The 16,905-nt window shown below is 73.0% G+C and carries 14 protein-coding genes; 7 read left to right on the top strand and 7 right to left on the bottom strand.

What is annotated here, in order from left to right; genetic code table 11:
• The first annotated feature begins 52 nt into the window (after positions 1-52).
• Positions 53-2,476, top strand: coding sequence for an LCP family protein (locus D1648_RS05450; RefSeq protein WP_122939780.1), 2,424 nt, complete (start codon positions 53-55; stop codon positions 2,474-2,476).
• A gap of 28 nt (positions 2,477-2,504) precedes the next feature.
• Here the strand turns inward: D1648_RS05450 and D1648_RS05445 are convergent, their stop codons facing one another.
• Positions 2,505-3,932: a mycothione reductase gene (locus D1648_RS05445; RefSeq protein WP_122939779.1), complete on the bottom strand. Its 1,428-nt coding sequence runs from the start codon at positions 3,930-3,932 to the stop codon at positions 2,505-2,507.
• 383 nt (positions 3,933-4,315) lie between these two features.
• Here D1648_RS05445 and D1648_RS05440 point away from each other — a divergent pair, with 383 nt between their 5' ends.
• The 4 genes from D1648_RS05440 to D1648_RS05425 all read left to right on the top strand — a co-directional run bounded on the left by D1648_RS05440 (position 4,316) and on the right by D1648_RS05425 (position 9,532).
• A complete protein-coding gene (locus tag D1648_RS05440) occupies positions 4,316-5,191 on the top strand; it encodes an NlpC/P60 family protein (RefSeq protein ID WP_122939778.1) in 876 nt (291 codons plus the stop codon).
• Positions 5,192-5,361: 170 nt separating this feature from the next.
• Complete coding sequence (locus tag D1648_RS05435) at positions 5,362-7,749, top strand: excinuclease ABC subunit UvrA (RefSeq protein ID WP_122939777.1); 2,388 nt, start codon at positions 5,362-5,364, stop codon at positions 7,747-7,749.
• A 27-nt stretch (positions 7,750-7,776) separates the two neighbouring features.
• Positions 7,777-8,658: a putative RNA methyltransferase gene (locus tag D1648_RS05430; protein ID WP_122939776.1), complete on the top strand. Its 882-nt coding sequence runs from the start codon at positions 7,777-7,779 to the stop codon at positions 8,656-8,658.
• A gap of 31 nt (positions 8,659-8,689) precedes the next feature.
• Positions 8,690-9,532 (top strand): HAD-IIB family hydrolase, encoded by an 843-nt coding sequence (locus tag D1648_RS05425; RefSeq protein ID WP_122939775.1) that lies wholly within the window; start codon positions 8,690-8,692, stop codon positions 9,530-9,532.
• An 11-nt stretch (positions 9,533-9,543) separates the two neighbouring features.
• Here the strand turns inward: D1648_RS05425 and D1648_RS05420 are convergent, their stop codons facing one another.
• From D1648_RS05420 to sucC, 6 genes are all read right to left on the bottom strand, one after another.
• Complete coding sequence (locus D1648_RS05420) at positions 9,544-10,371, bottom strand: hypothetical protein (RefSeq protein WP_122939774.1); 828 nt, start codon at positions 10,369-10,371, stop codon at positions 9,544-9,546.
• A 118-nt stretch (positions 10,372-10,489) separates the two neighbouring features.
• Positions 10,490-11,443 carry a C40 family peptidase gene (locus D1648_RS18365; RefSeq protein ID WP_164518592.1) on the bottom strand — a complete coding sequence of 318 codons (954 nt, stop codon included), beginning with the start codon at positions 11,441-11,443 and terminating at the stop codon, positions 10,490-10,492.
• Positions 11,444-11,633: 190 nt separating this feature from the next.
• Positions 11,634-12,353, bottom strand: a complete 720-nt coding sequence (locus tag D1648_RS05410; RefSeq protein ID WP_122939773.1) for a metal-dependent transcriptional regulator — start codon at positions 12,351-12,353, stop codon at positions 11,634-11,636.
• 140 nt (positions 12,354-12,493) lie between these two features.
• Positions 12,494-13,390, bottom strand: a complete 897-nt coding sequence (locus tag D1648_RS05405; RefSeq protein WP_122939772.1) for a CPBP family intramembrane glutamic endopeptidase — start codon at positions 13,388-13,390, stop codon at positions 12,494-12,496.
• A gap of 195 nt (positions 13,391-13,585) precedes the next feature.
• Positions 13,586-14,476, bottom strand: coding sequence for a succinate--CoA ligase subunit alpha (sucD, locus tag D1648_RS05400; RefSeq protein ID WP_122939771.1), 891 nt, complete (start codon positions 14,474-14,476; stop codon positions 13,586-13,588).
• A gap of 12 nt (positions 14,477-14,488) precedes the next feature.
• Positions 14,489-15,658, bottom strand: coding sequence for an ADP-forming succinate--CoA ligase subunit beta (gene sucC, locus D1648_RS05395; RefSeq protein ID WP_122939770.1), 1,170 nt, complete (start codon positions 15,656-15,658; stop codon positions 14,489-14,491).
• A gap of 258 nt (positions 15,659-15,916) precedes the next feature.
• Here sucC and D1648_RS05390 point away from each other — a divergent pair, with 258 nt between their 5' ends.
• Both D1648_RS05390 and D1648_RS05385 read left to right on the top strand, forming a co-directional pair.
• Complete coding sequence (locus D1648_RS05390; protein ID WP_122939769.1) at positions 15,917-16,222, top strand: hypothetical protein; 306 nt, start codon at positions 15,917-15,919, stop codon at positions 16,220-16,222.
• Between the two features lie 14 nt (positions 16,223-16,236).
• Complete coding sequence (locus tag D1648_RS05385; RefSeq protein ID WP_122939768.1) at positions 16,237-16,851, top strand: hypothetical protein; 615 nt, start codon at positions 16,237-16,239, stop codon at positions 16,849-16,851.
• Positions 16,852-16,905 lie beyond the last annotated feature (54 nt).

The raw sequence follows: 16,905 nt of genomic DNA, 5'->3' as shown, positions 1-16,905 counted from the left end.
CCTCACAGGCTCCTGCACTTCCCGGTCCGGGCAGGTCCCTAGGATGTAGCGCATGACGGACCCCTCCTCGGCCTCCCGCCGCAGTCGCCGTCGGTCCGGACGGCACAGGCAGCAACCGGTCCGACGCACGGAATCCACCCCGCTCCCCCCGGAGCAGGCGCGCAGGAACCGTGACGCGGCCTTCGGCGGCCCGAACCCCAAGCGCACCTGGATCGGCACCCCTGCGGCGCCTCCCTCGGCGCCGTCGGCGCCCTCCGCCGCCGGGGCCTCGACGAGCCCGGGCACATTCCCCGCCCGCGAGGCGGAGCCCGCCCAGGAGGCAGGGCCCGCACGTGGGACAGGATCTGCGCGCGAGGCGACGTCCTCCCCCGAACAGGCCCCCGGACGCCCCGCGCCGCGTCGCCCTCGCGGCCGACGTGCGGCCTTCCCCCTGGACCAGATCGAGGACTCCCCGGCGCTCGCCTCGAGCCCGGAGGAGCCGGGCACGGTCCCGCGCGGACGCCGCGCCGCGAGCACCCCTTCCAGCGCGAGCAGCGTCTCTCCTGCGCGCGCCCCCTCCAGCGCGAGCAGCGCCGCCGGTGGGAGCAGCGCGGCCGCGGCCGACGCCTCCGAGCCCGACGCCTGGTCCGCCTCCCGGAGCAGCGGCGAGGCCGCTCCCCTCTCCCCCGGCGACGAGCCGTCCCCCGCGACACCCCACCGAGCAGAGGAGCCGCAGGACTCGCCCGCCGCCTCGACCGCGCCGCGGGTCGTGCCCGCCCGTCGGAGGTCCCGCGCCGCCGGCGCAGCTGCGGCCGGTGCGGGCGCAGCTGCGGCCGGAGCCGGCGCGGCGGCGGCCTCGGACTCGGGCGGCGGCGGAGCGGGCGGGCGCTCCGGCTCTGGCCGGCACGACGGCCCCGACGACCCCGACGACCCCGACGGCCCCGACCACGGTGAGGCCCCATCGGACGGCGGCTCCCTCGCGAAGGTCGCCGGCTGGACAGTGCTGACCTCGGCGATCCCCGGCTCGGGCCTCGTGACCACGGGGCTGCGCCGGATCGGCGTGGTGATGATCGCCCTGCTGGTCCTCGCGATCGCGTCGGTCGTCGCGGTGCTGGTCATCAGCGACCCGCTGCGGCTCGCGGCCACGCTCGGCACGCATCGAGGGGTGCTGATCGGCGCGCTCGCCGTGGCGGTGGTCGTGGGCCTCGTGTGGTGCCTCCAGATCGTGCTGGCGAACCTCGCCCAGTCCACGAAGCATCGTCTCGAGGGCGCCAAGCGCTATCTCGCCCTGGCCCTGGCCGCCGTGATGGTGATCGCGGTCGCGGTCCCCTTCGGTCGCGGCGTGCAGTCGCTGTGGGCGCTGCAGGGGCTCTTCGGCTCGACCTCCGTCTTCGGCGGCGAGAGCGGCAAGCTCGCAGAGGGCTCCGATCCGTGGGCGGACACCCCGCGGCTGAACATCATGCTGCTGGGCCAGGACGCGGGCGCCGACCGCACCGGCACCCGCCCCGACACCATCATGGTCGCCTCGATCGACACGAAGACCGGGCAGACCGCCCTCTTCTCGATCCCGCGCAATCTCGAGAACGTCGAGTTCCCCGAGGGGACGGTCGCCGCCGAGGAGTTCCCCGACGGCTTCGACTACTACGGCAGGAACGAGAACCTCATCAACGCGGTCTGGGCCTGGGCCGAGGAGCATCCCGACCTCTTCCCCGGCGATCCCGAGCCCGGTCTGACCGCGACCCGCTGGGCCGTCGAGGAGACCCTCGGGATCTCCACCGACTACTACGCGATGGTGAACCTGCAGGGCTTCGAGGACCTCGTCAACGCTCTCGGCGGGGTGGACCTCGTCGTCGAGCGACGCATCCCGATCGGCGGCGGGGCGAGCGAGGTCGAGGGCTACATCGAGCCCGGCGAGCAGAAGCTCGACGGCTTCCACGCCCTGTGGTACGCCCGCTCCCGCGAGGGCTCCGACGACTTCAACCGCATGTGCCGCCAGCAGCGCATCGTGCGCGCGGTCAGCGAGGAGGCCGATCCCACCACCCTCGCCCTGTCGATCCCGCGCCTGGTGACCGCGACCGAGGAGAACATCGAGACCGACATCCCGGTCCGCGACGTGGACGCCTTCGTGGAGCTCGCGCTGCGGATCAAGGAGGGCGGCTTCACCTCCTACCCGATCACGCAGGACGTCACCTTCTCCGGGAACCCGGACTGGGACTACCTCGAGGAGTGGGTGGACGCCTCGATCGAGGACTCCATGAAGCAGGATCCGCCGGAGTCGGTGCAGGGCGAGACCGAGCCGGGCTCCACGGAGCCCGCCGAGACCGGGGCCCCGCCGGAGGAGGACACCGCCTCCGAGGAGGAGACCACCACGGAGGAGGAGGCCACCACGGAGGAGGAGACCTCGGACGGCACGGGCACCGAGGAGGAGACCCCCTCCGACGCCCCGGAGATCGAGCAGGATCCGCTGAAGTCCTGCCTGCCCGGCGCGGAGCAGTGAGCCGTCCCCGCATCCGTGCTCCCGCGGCTCAGTCCACGAGCTGCAGCAGAGCGTTCTCGACGAGTTCCGGCATCGCCGGGTGGATCCAGTACTGGGTCGCGGCGATGTCGCGGGCGGTCTGTCCGGTGCTCATCGCCTGGATCAGCTGCTGGATCAGGGTCGTCGCCTCGGGGCCGATGAGATGCGCACCGAGGATCTCCGTGGTCCCCGCGTCGACGATGATCTTCGCGAAGCCGGTGGTGTCCTCGAGCGCCCAGCCGTAGGCGACCGAGCCGTACTCCTGCACCGCGACGCGCACCTCGCGCCCGCTCTCGCGGGCCGTCCGCTCGTCCATCCCCACCCAGGCGATGTGCGGATGGGTGAACACGCCGCTCGGGATCGGCATCGTGTCCGAGCGCCGCAGCTGCTCGGGATGGAGCACGTTGTGCCGCACGATCCGCTGCTCATGATTCGCGACGTGCTTGAGCTGGTGAGCGCTGGAGAGGTCCCCGAACGCCCACACCCCCTCGCGCACCGCGCCGCCGGCGAGGACGCGCTGATACGGGTCCACCTCGACGCGCCCGTCGGGAGCGGTGTCGATGCCGGCCGCGGACACGTCCAGCAGATCGGAGTTCGGGCGGCGGCCGACGGCGACCAGCAGCTCCTCGGCCCGCACCGTCTCCTCCCGGCCCTCGCGCGTGCCGCGCAGCTCGACCCCGTCGGCGGTGCGGTGCACGGAGGTCGTGTCGAAACCGGTGACCAGGTGGATCCGCTGCCCGAGGAGCTCGGTGAGGCGGGCCGAGACGTCCTCGTCGGCGGCGCGCAGCACCCGCTGCGAGCGGGCGATCAGCATGACCTCCACGCCGAGGGCGGCGAACACGTGCGCCATCTCCACGGCGACCACGCCGGAGCCGAGGATCGCCAGGGAGGTCGGCAGGGCCTCGACGCGCATGATCGTGTCCGAGGTGTGCGGGTCGACGTCCTCGAGCCCGTCGATCGGGGGCAGGACGGGGCGTGAGCCCGCGCCGAGCACGATCGTGTCCGCGCTGAGGCGCCGCGCGGTGCCGTCGACCTCCTCCACGAGCAGCTCCTTCTCCCCCACGAAGCGGGCGGTGCCGCGCAGCAGGGTGAGGTTGACGTTGTCCTCGTGCTCGCGCCGATAGGCCTCGCCCCCGGCGGTGATCGGGTCGATGCGGCCGAAGATGCGGTCGCGGATCGCGGGCCAGTCCACGTGCTGCAGCTCCTCGGCCAGGCCGAAGCGGGCGGCGTCGGCCGGGGTGGCGGCGAGGTCCGCGGTGTGCACGAACATCTTCGTGGGGATGCAGCCGAGGTTCAGGCAGGTCCCGCCGAACACGCGGTCGGGGCCGACGCCGCGGTCGATCTGCACGATCGAGCGGTCGGCGAACTCGGGCCCGGGGAAGGAGTTCGCCGAGCCGGAGCCGATGAGGGCGATGTCGTAGTGGGTCGTCTCAGTCACCGCCCCAGGCTAGTCCGCGGCGGGGTCGCCGAACCGGCCGTGTGACGCCCCGGTCATCCCCGACGTCGCGATGTGGCGCAGATCCTCCATGGCGCGTCAAGTCGCCCCCGACTGTCACGCGCCGGGCAAAACCTCGTTCAAGAACCGTCGTCGGCCTGCTCAAGCCTGTCGTCACGCCCCGGGGGCGGCTCCTAGCGTGGATGCCACGTCCCCAGCCCCTCGGCCCGGCACCCGCTCCGCGGTGCGGCCGCGCGGCGCCGGACCGGTCTCCCCTCCATGGGGGCCGGGCACGATCACCTCCTCGAGAGAGTCGGTCACCGAGGGACGCACGGACCCGCAGCACTCCCGTCTCCACCCGAGGCCGTAAGGAACACACAGCACCCATGGCACGTCACAACTCGCACCGCGCGCTCGGCCGCGCCCGCACTCCCTTCGTCTCCGCTCGTCGCGCCGCAGCCGGCGCGGGCGGCGCCGCCGTTCTCGGCTCGGTGCTGCTCGGCACCGCCTTCACCGGCGGTGCGGCGCAGGCCGACGACACCGCACTGCTCGAGGGCTCCTCCTCGAGCTCCGCCCCGGCCGAGCAGACCGCTCAGGCCCCGGCCGACCAGGGCCCGGCCGACGCCTCATCCGGCGACACCCTGCGTCGCGGCGACAGCGGCGCCTCCGTCGAGCAGCTCCAGTCCGCGCTCAACGAGCGCGGCGCCGACCTGCCCGTCACCGGCTTCTTCGGCTCCATGACCCAGGGCGCGGTCGAGGACCTCCAGGCCTCCGCCGGCATCGCCGTGGACGGCGTGGTCGGCGCCGACACCCACGCCGCCCTCGCGGACGGCACCGCCGTGACCGGCTCCGACTCCTCCGACGAGGGCCGCAGCGCCTCCTCGGTCCCCGCCGGCGGCGCCTCCGTCCCGGTCTCGGCGACCTCCAGCTCGGGCAGCGCGATCGTCGACGCGGCCCGTTCCGCGAAGGGCACTCCGTACTCCTGGGGCGGCTCCTCGCTCAGCGGCATGGACTGCTCGGGCCTGGTGAACTTCGCCTACCAGGCCGCGGGCATCGACGTTCCGCGCACCAGCGGCCAGATCGCGGCCCAGGGCCGCAGCATCTCGCAGTCCGAGGCGCAGCCCGGCGACCTCGTGGTCTACCCCGGCCACGTCGCGATCTACGTCGGCGACGGCCAGATCATCGATGCCTCCGGCTCCAAGCAGCAGGTCGTCGAGCGTCCCATCTGGGGCAGCCCGACCGGCTTCGTCACCTACCGCTGAGCCGGCCGCTCCGCGCCGAGAAGCCTGCTCCCCTCGGAGCAGCCTGCCCCGCGCCGAGCCGCACGTTCCGAGAGGCCCGTTCCCCGCGCTTGCGGGGTGCGGGCCTCTCCGCTCACCCGAAGTGGGAGGATTGCCCCCGGCACGCCACCCGCCCGCTCCGAGGAGACCCGATGTCCGAGACCCGCCATCCCGCCGATGCGCACGACGTGATCCGGGTGCGCGGCGCCCGCGAGAACAACCTCCGCGACCTCTCCCTGGATCTGCCCAAGCGGCGGCTGAGCGTCTTCACGGGCGTCTCCGGCTCCGGCAAGAGCTCCCTCGTCTTCGGGACGATCGCCGCCGAGTCCCAGCGGATGATCAACGAGACCTACAGCTCCTTCGTGCAGGGATTCATGCCGCAGCTGGCACGGCCCGACGTGGACGAGCTCTCGGGCCTGACCACTGCGATCATCGTGGACCAGGAGCGGATGGGGGCGAACGTCCGCTCGACCGTCGGCACCGTCACCGATGCGAGCGCCTACCTGCGCACCCTCTACTCGAAGCTCGCCGAGCCGCACGTGGGCGGGCCGGGCGCCTACTCCTTCAACGTCCCCTCCGTGACCGCCGCCGGCGCGATGACCGTCCAGAAGGGTGCGAAGACCATCGCCGAGAAGACGACCTTCTCGCGCGTGGGCGGGATGTGCCCGCGCTGCGAGGGCATGGGCGAGATCTCGGACGTCGACCTCGCCGAGCTGTACGACGAGGACAAGACCCTCGAGGAGGGCCCGTTCACGATCCCCGGCTACGTGCCCGGAGGCTGGTACGTGAAAGTCTTCGCCTCCTCCGGCCTCTACCCGGCGGACAAGCCCATCCGCACGTTCACGCAGCGGCAGCGGCACGACTTCCTGTACAAGGAGCCCACGAAGCTCTCCATCGACGGGATGAACATGACCTATGAGGGTCTGATCCCGAAGCTCCAGAAGTCGATGCTGTCCAAGGACCGCGACGCGATGCAGCCGCACGTGCGCGCCTTCGTCGATCGCGCGGTCCGGTTCATCACCTGCCCGGACTGCGAGGGGACGCGCCTGGCCGAGCATGCGCGCACCTCCCTGATCGACGGGGTCTCGATCGCCGAGGCGACGTCCTGGCAGATCACGGACCTCGCCGCCTGGGTGGAGCGCCTGCGCACCGAGCACACCGCCGCCTCCGTCGCGCCGCTGCTGGGCAACCTCTCCGCCCTGCTGGACTCCTTCGTGCGGATCGGGCTCGGCTATCTGTCCCTGGACCGCCCCTCCGGCACCCTCTCCGGCGGCGAGTCCCAGCGCACGCGCATGATCCGGCATCTCGGCTCGGCGCTGACCGATGTCACCTACGTCTTCGACGAGCCGACGATCGGCCTGCACCCCCACGACATCGCCTCGATGAACGCACTGCTGCTGTCGCTGCGGGACAAGGGCAACACCGTCCTGGTGGTCGAGCACAAGCCGGAGACCATCGCGATCGCGGACCACGTCGTCGACCTCGGCCCGCGCGCCGGCTCCCACGGCGGGCAGCTGCAGTACGAGGGCGATCTCGCGGGGCTGCTCGCCTCCGACACCCTCACCGGGCGCCACCTCGAGCAACGGGTGCAGCTCAAGGAGCAGGTGCGCGAGCGCCGCGGCGCGCTCGAGATCCGCGGCGCCGACTCCCACAACCTCCGCGACGTCGACGTCGACGTGCCCCTCGGGGTGCTGACCGTGGTCACGGGCGTGGCCGGCTCCGGCAAGAGCTCCCTGATCCACGGCTCGCTGCCCGCGGGCGCGGACGTGGTGGTCGTGGACCAGAGCGCGATCCGCGGCTCGCGCCGCTCGAACCCGGCGACCTACACGGGTCTGCTGGATCCGATCCGGAAGGCGTTCGCGAAGGCGAACGGGGTGAAGCCCGCTCTGTTCTCCAACAACTCCGAGGGCGCGTGCCCGGTGTGCAAGGGCGCGGGCGTGATCTACACGGAGCTGGGCTTCATGGAGACCGTCTCCACCCCGTGCGAGGAGTGCGAGGGCCGGCGCTTCCAGGCCTCCGTGCTCGAGCACACCCTCGGCGAGGGCGAGCAGGCGCGCAGCATCGCCGACGTGCTCGAGATGTCGGTCGAGGAAGCCCGGGAGTTCTTCATCTCCCCCGCCGCGAAGGTACCCGCCGCCGCGAAGCTGCTGGGGCACCTGGAGGAGGTGGGACTGGGCTATCTCGCCATCGGTCAGCCGCTGACCACGCTCTCCGGCGGCGAGCGGCAGCGGCTGCGGCTCGCCACGCACATGGGCGACAAGGGCGGGATCGTGGTGCTCGACGAGCCGACGACGGGCCTGCACCTGGCTGACGTCGACCAGCTCCTGGCACTGCTGGACCGACTCGTCGAGAGCGGCAAGACGCTCGTGGTCATCGAGCACCACCAGGCGGTGATGGCCCATGCCGACTGGATCATCGACCTGGGCCCCGGGGCCGGCGCCGACGGCGGCCGGGTCGTGTTCGAGGGCACCCCCGCGCAGCTCGTCGCCGACGCCTCGACCCTCACCGGCCGCCACCTGCGGGAGTACGTGGGCGGCTGAGCCGAGCCGGGACGTACCCTGACGGACATGCCCCGCCCCGTCCCCGCTCCCCTGCTCGCCTGGCTCGACGCGCTGCGCTGTCCGCAGTGCGCGGCCCCGCTCGCCGAGCACGAGGGCTCCCTGCGCTGCGCCGAGCGGCACAGCTTCGACCTGGCCCGCGCCGGATACGTCTCCCTGCTGGGCGGCGGCGGGGCGATCAGCGGCGACGACGACGAGATGGCGCGCGCCCGTCAGCGGTTCCTGGACACCGGCGCCTACGATCCGCTGCGCACCGCCCTCGCGGACCTCGCCGCCCGGAGCGTGCCCTCGCTCGAGGCCGGCGCGGGGAGGATCCCGTCGATCCTCGACATGGGCTGCGGACCGGGCCGCTACCTCGCGACGCTGCTGGACCGATTCCCCGCCGCCCGCGGCCTCGGGGTGGACTCCTCCGCCCGGTCGCTGCGCTTCGCGGCACGCGCCCACGACCGGGCCGCCGCGGTGCTCGGCGACGTCTTCGCGCCCTTCCCGCTCGCGGACGGCTCCGTCGACCTGCTGCTGGACGTGTTCGCACCCCGCAACGCGGCCGAGTTCGCACGGGTCCTGCGCCCGGACGGCGCGCTGCTCGTGGCCCGTCCCGCCGAGGACCATCTCGCCGAGCTGAGGGCGCTGGTGCCGGGGATGGTCGACGTCGATCCGCGCAAGGAGGAGCGCCTGCAGCGAGCGCTCGACCCGCATCTGCAGGAGGTGGAGCGCGAGGAGCTGCGGATCCCGCTGGCGCTGACCGGGCAGGCGGCCCGGGACCTCGTCGCGATGACGCCGAGCGCCCGCCACGTCGACCCCGCCGCGACCGCAGCCGTGCCGGACGGCGGGGAGACGCTCGAGGTCACCCTCGCCGTGCGGCTGAGCGCCCACCGTCCTCGCCTAGGCTGAGGCAGTCCCGTCCAGCCGTCCCAGGAGCGTCGTGTCCGCATCCGTCCCCTTCCGCCGCCGTGCCGCCTTCCTCGACTTCGACGGGACCCTCGCCCAGAACGGGGTGATCCCCCGGGCGCACACCGAGGCCGTGCTCCGCGCCCGTGAGGCCGGGCATGCGGTGCTGCTGAGCACCGGCCGCCCCGCCTCGATCGTCGCCGCCGACGTCGCCGAGCTCTTCGACGGGATGGTCACCTCCGCCGGCGCGCACATCCGCCTGGGCCAGGAGCAGCTGCGGGACGTGCGCTTCCCCGCCGCGCTCGCACGACGCACCGTCGAGGCGCTCGAGTCCCACGGCGCGCACTACGCGCTGGAGGCGCACGAGGCGCTGTGGTGCTCCCCGCGCTCCGCCGAGCGGCTCGAGGAGCGCCGCGCCGAGATCAGGGCGCCGCGGGACGGGGAGCGGGGACGGGGTTTCGCGGACATCCTCTCCGCGATCGAGGTGACCGAGCAGCTCACCGAGGTGTCCTTCGCGAAGATCGCCGTGTGGAGCGCGCCGGTGGGCATCGAGCGGATCGCCGCGGAGATCGGCGAGGCGGTCGGCGCGCTGCCGAACTCGATCTCGGAGGACGGCCGCGGCTCCGGCGAGCTGCATCTCGCCGAGGTGGACAAGGCCGACGGGCTGCGACTGGTCGCCGAGCGGCTCGGCCTCGGGATCCATGACACGGTCGCGATCGGCGACGGCCCGAACGATCTGGGGATGCTGCGCGCGGCCGGGACCGCCGTCGCGATCCTCGGATCCCGTGACGAGGTGCTCGCAGCCGCCGACGAGGTCGTCCCCGGCCCTGCGGGGCACGGGGTGGTCACCGCCTTCGAGCGGCTCGGGATGCTCTGACCGGGAGCAGGTCAGCTGTGTCGACGCAGTCCGATCAGCACCAGACCGGCCGCGGCGACGAGCGCCCCGGCCCCGAGCAGCACCACGCCCTGCGGCATCACCTCGGCGGCGAAGCGCTGCTCGAAGGCCTGCACGATCGGGCCGAGGAACCTCGCCTGGTCGACCGCATCGGGGACGACGTCGCCGATCCGGGTGGCCAGCAGCCAGGTCGCACCGCCGGCGACCAGCGCGCCGAGACCGGCGAGGGTCAGCATGAGCCGGCGATGCGCGGCGATCAGGACCGCGAGCCCCGCGAGGCCGAGGGCGATCGGTCCGGCCCGGTGCGCCCACGGGTCCAGCACCGTCGCGTGCGTCAGCAGCGGCACGTCCGGGACGGACGCCAGGGTCACGGTCGCATCGCCCGGGCGGGGCAGGTCGTCGATGAGCGGGAGCGTGTCCTCCGCCCCGGTCAGCAGCGAGTCGATCAGCGGCAGCAGGTCCACGTCCAGCGGTGAGACGCCAGGGGTGAACAGCGCCCCGTGCAGCTCGACCATCGCCGCGTCCCACACCTCGGTGTAGGCCGCGGTGCCGGTGACGCGCGGCGCCTGCTCCTGGAGCATCGGCGCGGCGCGGTCCGCGACGAAGCCTGGGACGAGCTCATGGTCCAGCGCCTCGTCCACGGCGCTGTCGGTGAGGGTGCGCTGGAAGGCGGCGTCGTGCGCGAGCGGCTGGGTGATGGCGAGGAAGCCGTCCTGGTCCACGACGTTCTGCGCGATCCACGCGCTCGGCAGCCAGAGGGCGCCCAGCAGCGTCGCCGCGGTCAGCAGCAGGACGGAGAGCAGATCACGGAGGGAGGACACCCGCCCACGGTACCGTCGCGCGCTGCACCCGTCGGCGTGTCCTCCCCCACCCCGTCCCCTACGTGAACGGCCCCGCACCGCCGGGAGGGCGATGCGGGGCCGTCGAGGCCGAGGGAGCTCAGCCGCCGATGCGGATGAAGGTCCAGCTGCCGGAGTAGATGTTGCGCTCGGAGGTGTCCACGCGGCTGTTGCCGGCGTCCACGAACTTGTTGCCGCCGGCGTAGATGCCGATGTGGCCGGGCTTGTAGACGAGGTCGCCGGGCTGCGCCTCGGAGCGCGGGATGACGGTGCCGGCGGCGGCCTGCTCGGCGGCGCCGCGGGGCAGGTTGATGCCGTGCTGGGCGTAGACCCACTGCACGAAGCCGGAGCAGTCCCAGCCGGAGGTGGAGGTGCCGCCGAAGACGTAGGGAGTGCCGATGCCGGAACGGGCGGTGGCGAGGATGGAGCTGCCCTTGCCGGCGGAGGGTGCCGGGGAGGACGTCTCCTCCTTCTTCTCGGACGAGCTGCTCTCGGAGGAGCCGGAGTCCTGCTGATCCTCGGAGTCGTCCTCGCGCTGACTGCGCTCGCCCGAGCGGGAGGAGGTCTCGGAGGAGTCGTCCTGGCGGGACTCGGTCTGCTCGGTCTGCTCGCTCGAGTCTTCCTGCTGCTGCGCATCCTGCTCCGCGGCGGCACGCTCCTGCTCGGCCTGCTCCTCGGCGGCGCGCTCCCGCTCGGCCTGCTCGGCGGCCTCACGCTCGGCGGCCTCGCGCTCGGCGGCCTGGATCTGCGCGGCCGACCGGACGCTGATGGTGCTCTCGGGGGCGGGGGCCAGGGCGGGCTCCGGCGCATCCTCGTCGTCGCCGGCGTTCGCGGCCGGGATCCCGACGGCGGGAGCGGCGACGGCAGGGATCACGGCGGGGGCGGCGGCGTCGGCCTGGGGGGCCTCGGCCTGCGGCTCGGCGGTCGCGGCGGCGGCGCCACCGAACAGCATCGCCGCGGCCATCGCCGCACCTGCTCCGACGCGTCCGGCGCGGGAGACGGGGGTGACGGTGCGCATGGCGCGGCGGTGGGTGTGGTGCACGGTGTTCGACACGAAGTTGCTCCCAGCCCCGGGCTCTGCCCCCGCGCGTGGTCACGACTCGCACCCTGTTCTCCGGTGCGCGGTGGGGCTTCCGGAAGGGATGTCGCGGACCTCGGCGCCGCGACACGCCCTCGAGACTAGGGGTCCCGCATCACTTCGTCAGGGTGACTGGAAGCTTCTGGGGGAGGGTTTGACGCAGGCTTTACCCGGCAGTCAGCGGGGTCACGTGGAGCTGGTCGGCGTCGAGCTCGCCCACGGCCGCCTCGCCCCCGTCGGGGCCCCGCACGACGAGGCTGTCGCCCACGCGCTCGACCTGCAGCTCCGCACCGGGAAGAATCCCGTGACCTGCGAGTTCTCCGAGGAGCTCGACGTCGCTCTGCAGCCGCTCCCCGATGCGCTCGAGACGGAAGCGGAGCGTCTGCCCGTCGGAGATCGCAGCACGCAGCTCGCGGACCGTCGTGGCGTCCTCTTTACCCTCGCCGGTGGCGTCGGTCTCCTCGATCCCGAGGGCCGCCAGGCCGGGGATCGGGTTGCCGTAGGGGTCGACGTAGGGCGGGGCGATCTGGCGGGCGAGCCGCTTCTCGACCTCGAGGCTCATCACGTGCTCCCAGCGGCACGCCTCCTCGTGGACGTGGGCGTAGTCCAGCCCGATCACGTCCAGGAGATGGCGCTCGGCGAGGCGGTGCTTGCGCATCACGTCGGTCGCGACCTCGGCGCCCTGCGGGGTCAGGCGGATGCGGCGCTGGTCGTCGAGGTGCAGCAGGCCGTCGCGCTCCATCCGGGCGACGGTCTGGGACACGGTGGGGCCGGAGTGCCCGAGCCGCTCCGCGATCCGGGCCCGCATCGGCGCGATCCCTGCCTCGTGGAGCTCGAACACCGTCTTCAAGTACATCTCGGTGGTGTCGATGAGATCTCCGGACACAGGTCCTCCTCGGTGGGTGCGCGGCTGCCGATGGCCAGCTTATCCGGCGCGGGCGCCGTCCGCTCGGCTTTCGCGGCGGGCTGATGGACGTTCCGGGCTCGGCGCGTGCCGGCACGGGCGCGGACTGGAACAGGGACTCGTCAGCCGATCACGCCGAGGAGGTGCAGCAGCACGACGAGCCCGTTGAGAAGCACGTGACCGAGGACGCACGCCCACAGCCGCCGCCAGCGCCGCCACATCATCCCCAGGGCGATCCCGGTCGTGCCCTGCATCGCCACCGCCTGCGCGGCGCTCGCCCACAGCGCTCCCTCGCCGCGGCCGGTCGCGTGCATCAGACCGAACAGCAGCGAGGCCAGCAGCAGCCCCGCCCACGGGCCGAGCAGCGCCTCCAGACGGGTCTGCAGGAAGCGGCGATACATCAGCTCCTCCCCCAGCCCCGCGGTGATCGCGGTGGCGACGGCGGCGACCAGCAGCACCGCCGGGGGCGGCCAGGCCGAGGGACTCCCGGCGGAGAAGGGGCCGACGGTCGCGAGCCCCGCGAGCACGAGCGGCGGGAGCAGCACCGGCCATGTCCTCGTCGCGGGACGGTCCACGTCGATCGACGGTCCCGCACGGCGGGCGGAGAGCCACAGCACCAGCGGCGCGACGACCAGGAACAGCGCGGCCTTGAGCAGCACGTAGTCCTCGGGCAGCGGCAGCAGCGGGGCCAGCAGCGGGAAGGCGAGCACGAGAGCGAGCAGCAGGCCGGTCTCGACGCGGGCGGAGCGCGGGCGTCGCACAGCGGCTCCTGCACCGCCCTCGCCCCGGGGCAGGAGCACGGTCAGCAGCGCCGCCGCGAGCGCCGGCACCAGCTGCAGGGGCACCGGGCGCGGAGCGTAGCCGGGGTCGGAGGAGACGACCACGCCCTCGGGGCTGCGCAGGATCGTCACCCCGATCGCGAGGACGAACACCGCGGCCAGGAGCACGAGGACGAGCGGACGGCCCGAGGCAGCGGTGCGCGCGTCGGCGCCGGCGCGGGGACGCAGGTCAGCAGGCATGTCGCCATCCTGTCGGTGATGCCGGCCGCCGCGCCTCCCTCGCTCGGAGGAGATCCACGTGGCCCGTCGGCTCCGCCGACGACGACCGGCGGGCGCTGCGAGCTCGGCCACGTCGGCCGGCCTCCGACACAGCGCGCCCCGGACCCTCACGGGGTCCGGGGCGCGCTCACCGGCGGGCCGGCGGGGTCGGGTCGCTCAGGAGAGGCCCTTGATGATCTCGCGCATGAGATCGGCGGTCTCGGTGGGGGTCTTGCCCACCTTGACGCCGGCGGCCTCGAGGGCCTCCTTCTTCGCCTGCGCGGTGCCGGCGGAGCCGGAGACGATCGCGCCGGCGTGGCCCATGGTCTTGCCCTCGGGGGCGGTGAAGCCCGCGACGTAGCCGACCACGGGCTTGGTGACGTTGGCCTTGATGTACTCGGCCGCGCGCTCCTCGGCGTCGCCGCCGATCTCGCCGATCATCACGATCCCGGCGGTCTCGGGATCGGCCTCGAAGGCCTTGAGCGCATCGATGTGCGTGGTGCCGATGACGGGGTCGCCGCCGATGCCGATGGCGGTGGTGAAGCCGATGTCGGACAGCTCGTACATCATCTGGTAGGTCAGGGTGCCGGACTTGGAGACCAGGCCCAGCTTGCCTGCACCGGTGATGTTCGAGGGGGTGATGCCCGCATTGGACCTGCCGGGGCTGATCAGGCCCGGGCAGTTCGGGCCGATGATGCGGGTGGTGCCCTTGACCTGGGAGTAGTTGAAGAACTCGGCGGTGTCCTTGACCGGGATGCCCTCGGTGATGATCACCAGGAGCTCGATCGCCGCATCGATGGCTTCGAGCGCGGCGGACTTGGCGAACTTCGGCGGCACGAAGACCACCGAGACGTTCGCGCCGGTGGCCTCCATGGCCTCGGCGACCGTGCCGAAGACGGGCACCTCGGTGCCGCCCTCGAAGGCGACGGACTGCCCGGCCTTGCGCGGGTTCACGCCGCCGACGATGTTCGTGCCCGAGTCGAGCATGCGCTGGGAGTGCTTCATGCCCTCCGAGCCCGTCATGCCCTGGACGATGACCTTGCTGTTCTCATCAAGGAAGATAGACATGTCGGGTGCTGCTCACTTTCCTGCGGCGGCGAGCTCGGCGACCTTCGCGGCGCCGCCGTCCATGGTGTCGGCCTGGGTGACGAGGGGATGGGCGAAGTCGGCGAGGATCTTCCGACCCTCCTCGACGTTGTTGCCGTCGAGGCGCACGACGAGCGGCTTGGTGGCCGCGTCCCCGAGCTTCTTCAGGGCGCCGACGATGCCGCCCGCGACCTGATCGCACGCGGTGATGCCGCCGAAGACGTTGACGAACACGGCCGAGACCTGCTCGTCGCCGAGGATCACGTCGAGGCCGTTGGCCATCACCTCGGCGCTCGCGCCGCCGCCGATGTCCAGGAAGTTCGCGGGCTTGACGCCGTGCTCCTCGCCGGCGTAGGCGACCACGTCGAGGGTGGACATGACCAGGCCCGCGCCGTTGCCGATGATGCCGACCTCGCCGTCGAGCTTGACGTAGTTGAGGTCCAGAGCCTTCGCCTTGGTCTCCAGCGGGTCCTCGGAGGTGACGTCGACGAGCCCGGCGTGACCCTCCTGGCGGAACTGCGCGTTGTCGTCGAGGGTGATCTTCCCGTCCAGGGCGACGATCTCGCCGGCGCCGGTCTTGACCAGCGGGTTGACCTCGACGAGGGTCGCGTCCTCCTCGCGGTAGACGTCCCAGAGCTTCTGCAGCACGGGGACGACCTTCGCGCCGGTCTCGTCGTCGAACCTCGCCGCCGCGACGATCTCCTTGGCCGTCGCCTCGTCGATGCCGACGTTCGGGTCCACGGCCACGCGGGCGAGGGCCTCGGGCCGCTCGACGGCGAGCTGCTCGATCTCCATGCCGCCCTCGACCGAGCACATGGCGAGGTAGTTGCGGTTCGCGCGGTCCAGCAGCAGCGAGAAGTAGTACTCCTCGGCGATGTCCGCTCCGGCTGCGACCATGACGCGGTGCACGGTGTGGCCCTTGATGTCCATGCCGAGGATCTCGGAGGCCTTCTGCTCCGCCTCCTCGGGGGACTTGGCGATCTTCACGCCGCCGGCCTTGCCGCGGCCACCGGTCTTCACCTGGGCCTTGACGACGACGACCGGGGTGCCGAGCTGCTCGGCGCCGGCCTTGGCGGCTGCCGGATCCTCCGCGACGACTCCTCCGAGCACGGGCACGCCGTGCTTCTCGAAGAGATCGCGGGCCTGGTACTCATACAGGTCCACGGGGTGCTTTTCCTCTCGATGTCGGCAGTGGGCGGCTGGCCGCACTGGCCTCGATGCCACCCCTGGGAACATCGCCAGGGTAACGCGTCCGCCGCCTCGAGCGGTCCGGGGCCCCGGGCCGGAGCGGAGTGTGGCGGGACTCTCACCGGCGACGACGCCACCGGGTGTCCCCCGGGGACGGCGGACGTGCTCGGCCCGCTCGGCGGACGCGGTCGACGCGCCCGGCTCGCGCCCAGGGCGCGCGTCTACGATGGCGGGATGAGCCGTCCCTCCCGGAGTCTCGTCCAGCGGGTGCGTGATCACCTGGGCTTCAGCATCGTCGCGATCGGCGTGCTGTTCATCGTGCTGCGCCTGCTCGGGATGCGCTCGACCCTCGGCGGGTTCGTGCTGTCTGTGGGCATCACCCTCGCGCTGAACGTGGGCCTGTCGTACTACTACGAGCGCCGGGCTCGCAGCCCGCGACCCCGACGGCAGACGCGCGGCGGCGGGGACATCCGCTTCCGGGAGGACGACCGGTACGACGAGGACCGACGCTCGCGGGACCGCCGCGACGGGGCCCGCTGAGGCGAGGAGAGCCCATGGCCGACTGGAGGACCTACGCGAAGGCCGCGCGGAACACCGCGCGCAGGCAGGCTCCCGGCGCCCGGGACGCCGCCCGCCGCGCCACCGACCGCGCCGGGGACTACGTCCGCGCCGCCGGCCGGGCCGTCGACGAGGGCTGGCGCGAGGACGAGCGGGAGCCGCGCGACCAGCAGCGCGAGTCGACGAGTGATCGGGAGACCGCGAGCCGGGACGACGACCGCCGGGAGCCCCGTCGCGAGCGCGAGCCGCGAGACGACGACCGTCGTGAGGACCGCCGGGACGAGGAGCCCCGCCCTGCGCCCCGGGCGCGGCCCAGCGGCGAGCAGCTCCGGCGCGACGCCGCCGCGTACTACGCCGTCGCGAGCCGGCGTGCGGAGCGGGCGAACATCGTCCCCCGCGTGCTGCGCGCCCTGCGGGACGCGCTGCTGATCGGACTCTCGCTGCTGGTGCTCTGGGGCGTGCTCGCCGCGGCCGGGATCCCCATCCCCTTCACGACGGTGCTGATCGCCGTGGGGCTGATCGTGGCGCTCAGCTTCGGGACCGGCCTGTACGGGCAGTGGAGGCGCAGCCGTGCCGCGTCGGACGAGGCCGAGGACCCCCGCGACCTCTGACCGGGACGTAGGCCACGACCCCCTCTGAAGGTCCGGCCTAGTCTGGGAGCGTCC

The sequence above is a fragment of the Brachybacterium sp. EE-P12 genome (assembly GCF_003711805.1).
Lineage (GTDB): Bacteria > Actinomycetota > Actinomycetes > Actinomycetales > Dermabacteraceae > Brachybacterium.
The sequence above is the reverse complement of the archived record's forward strand: the minus strand, read 5'-3'. Positions and strand labels throughout refer to the sequence as shown.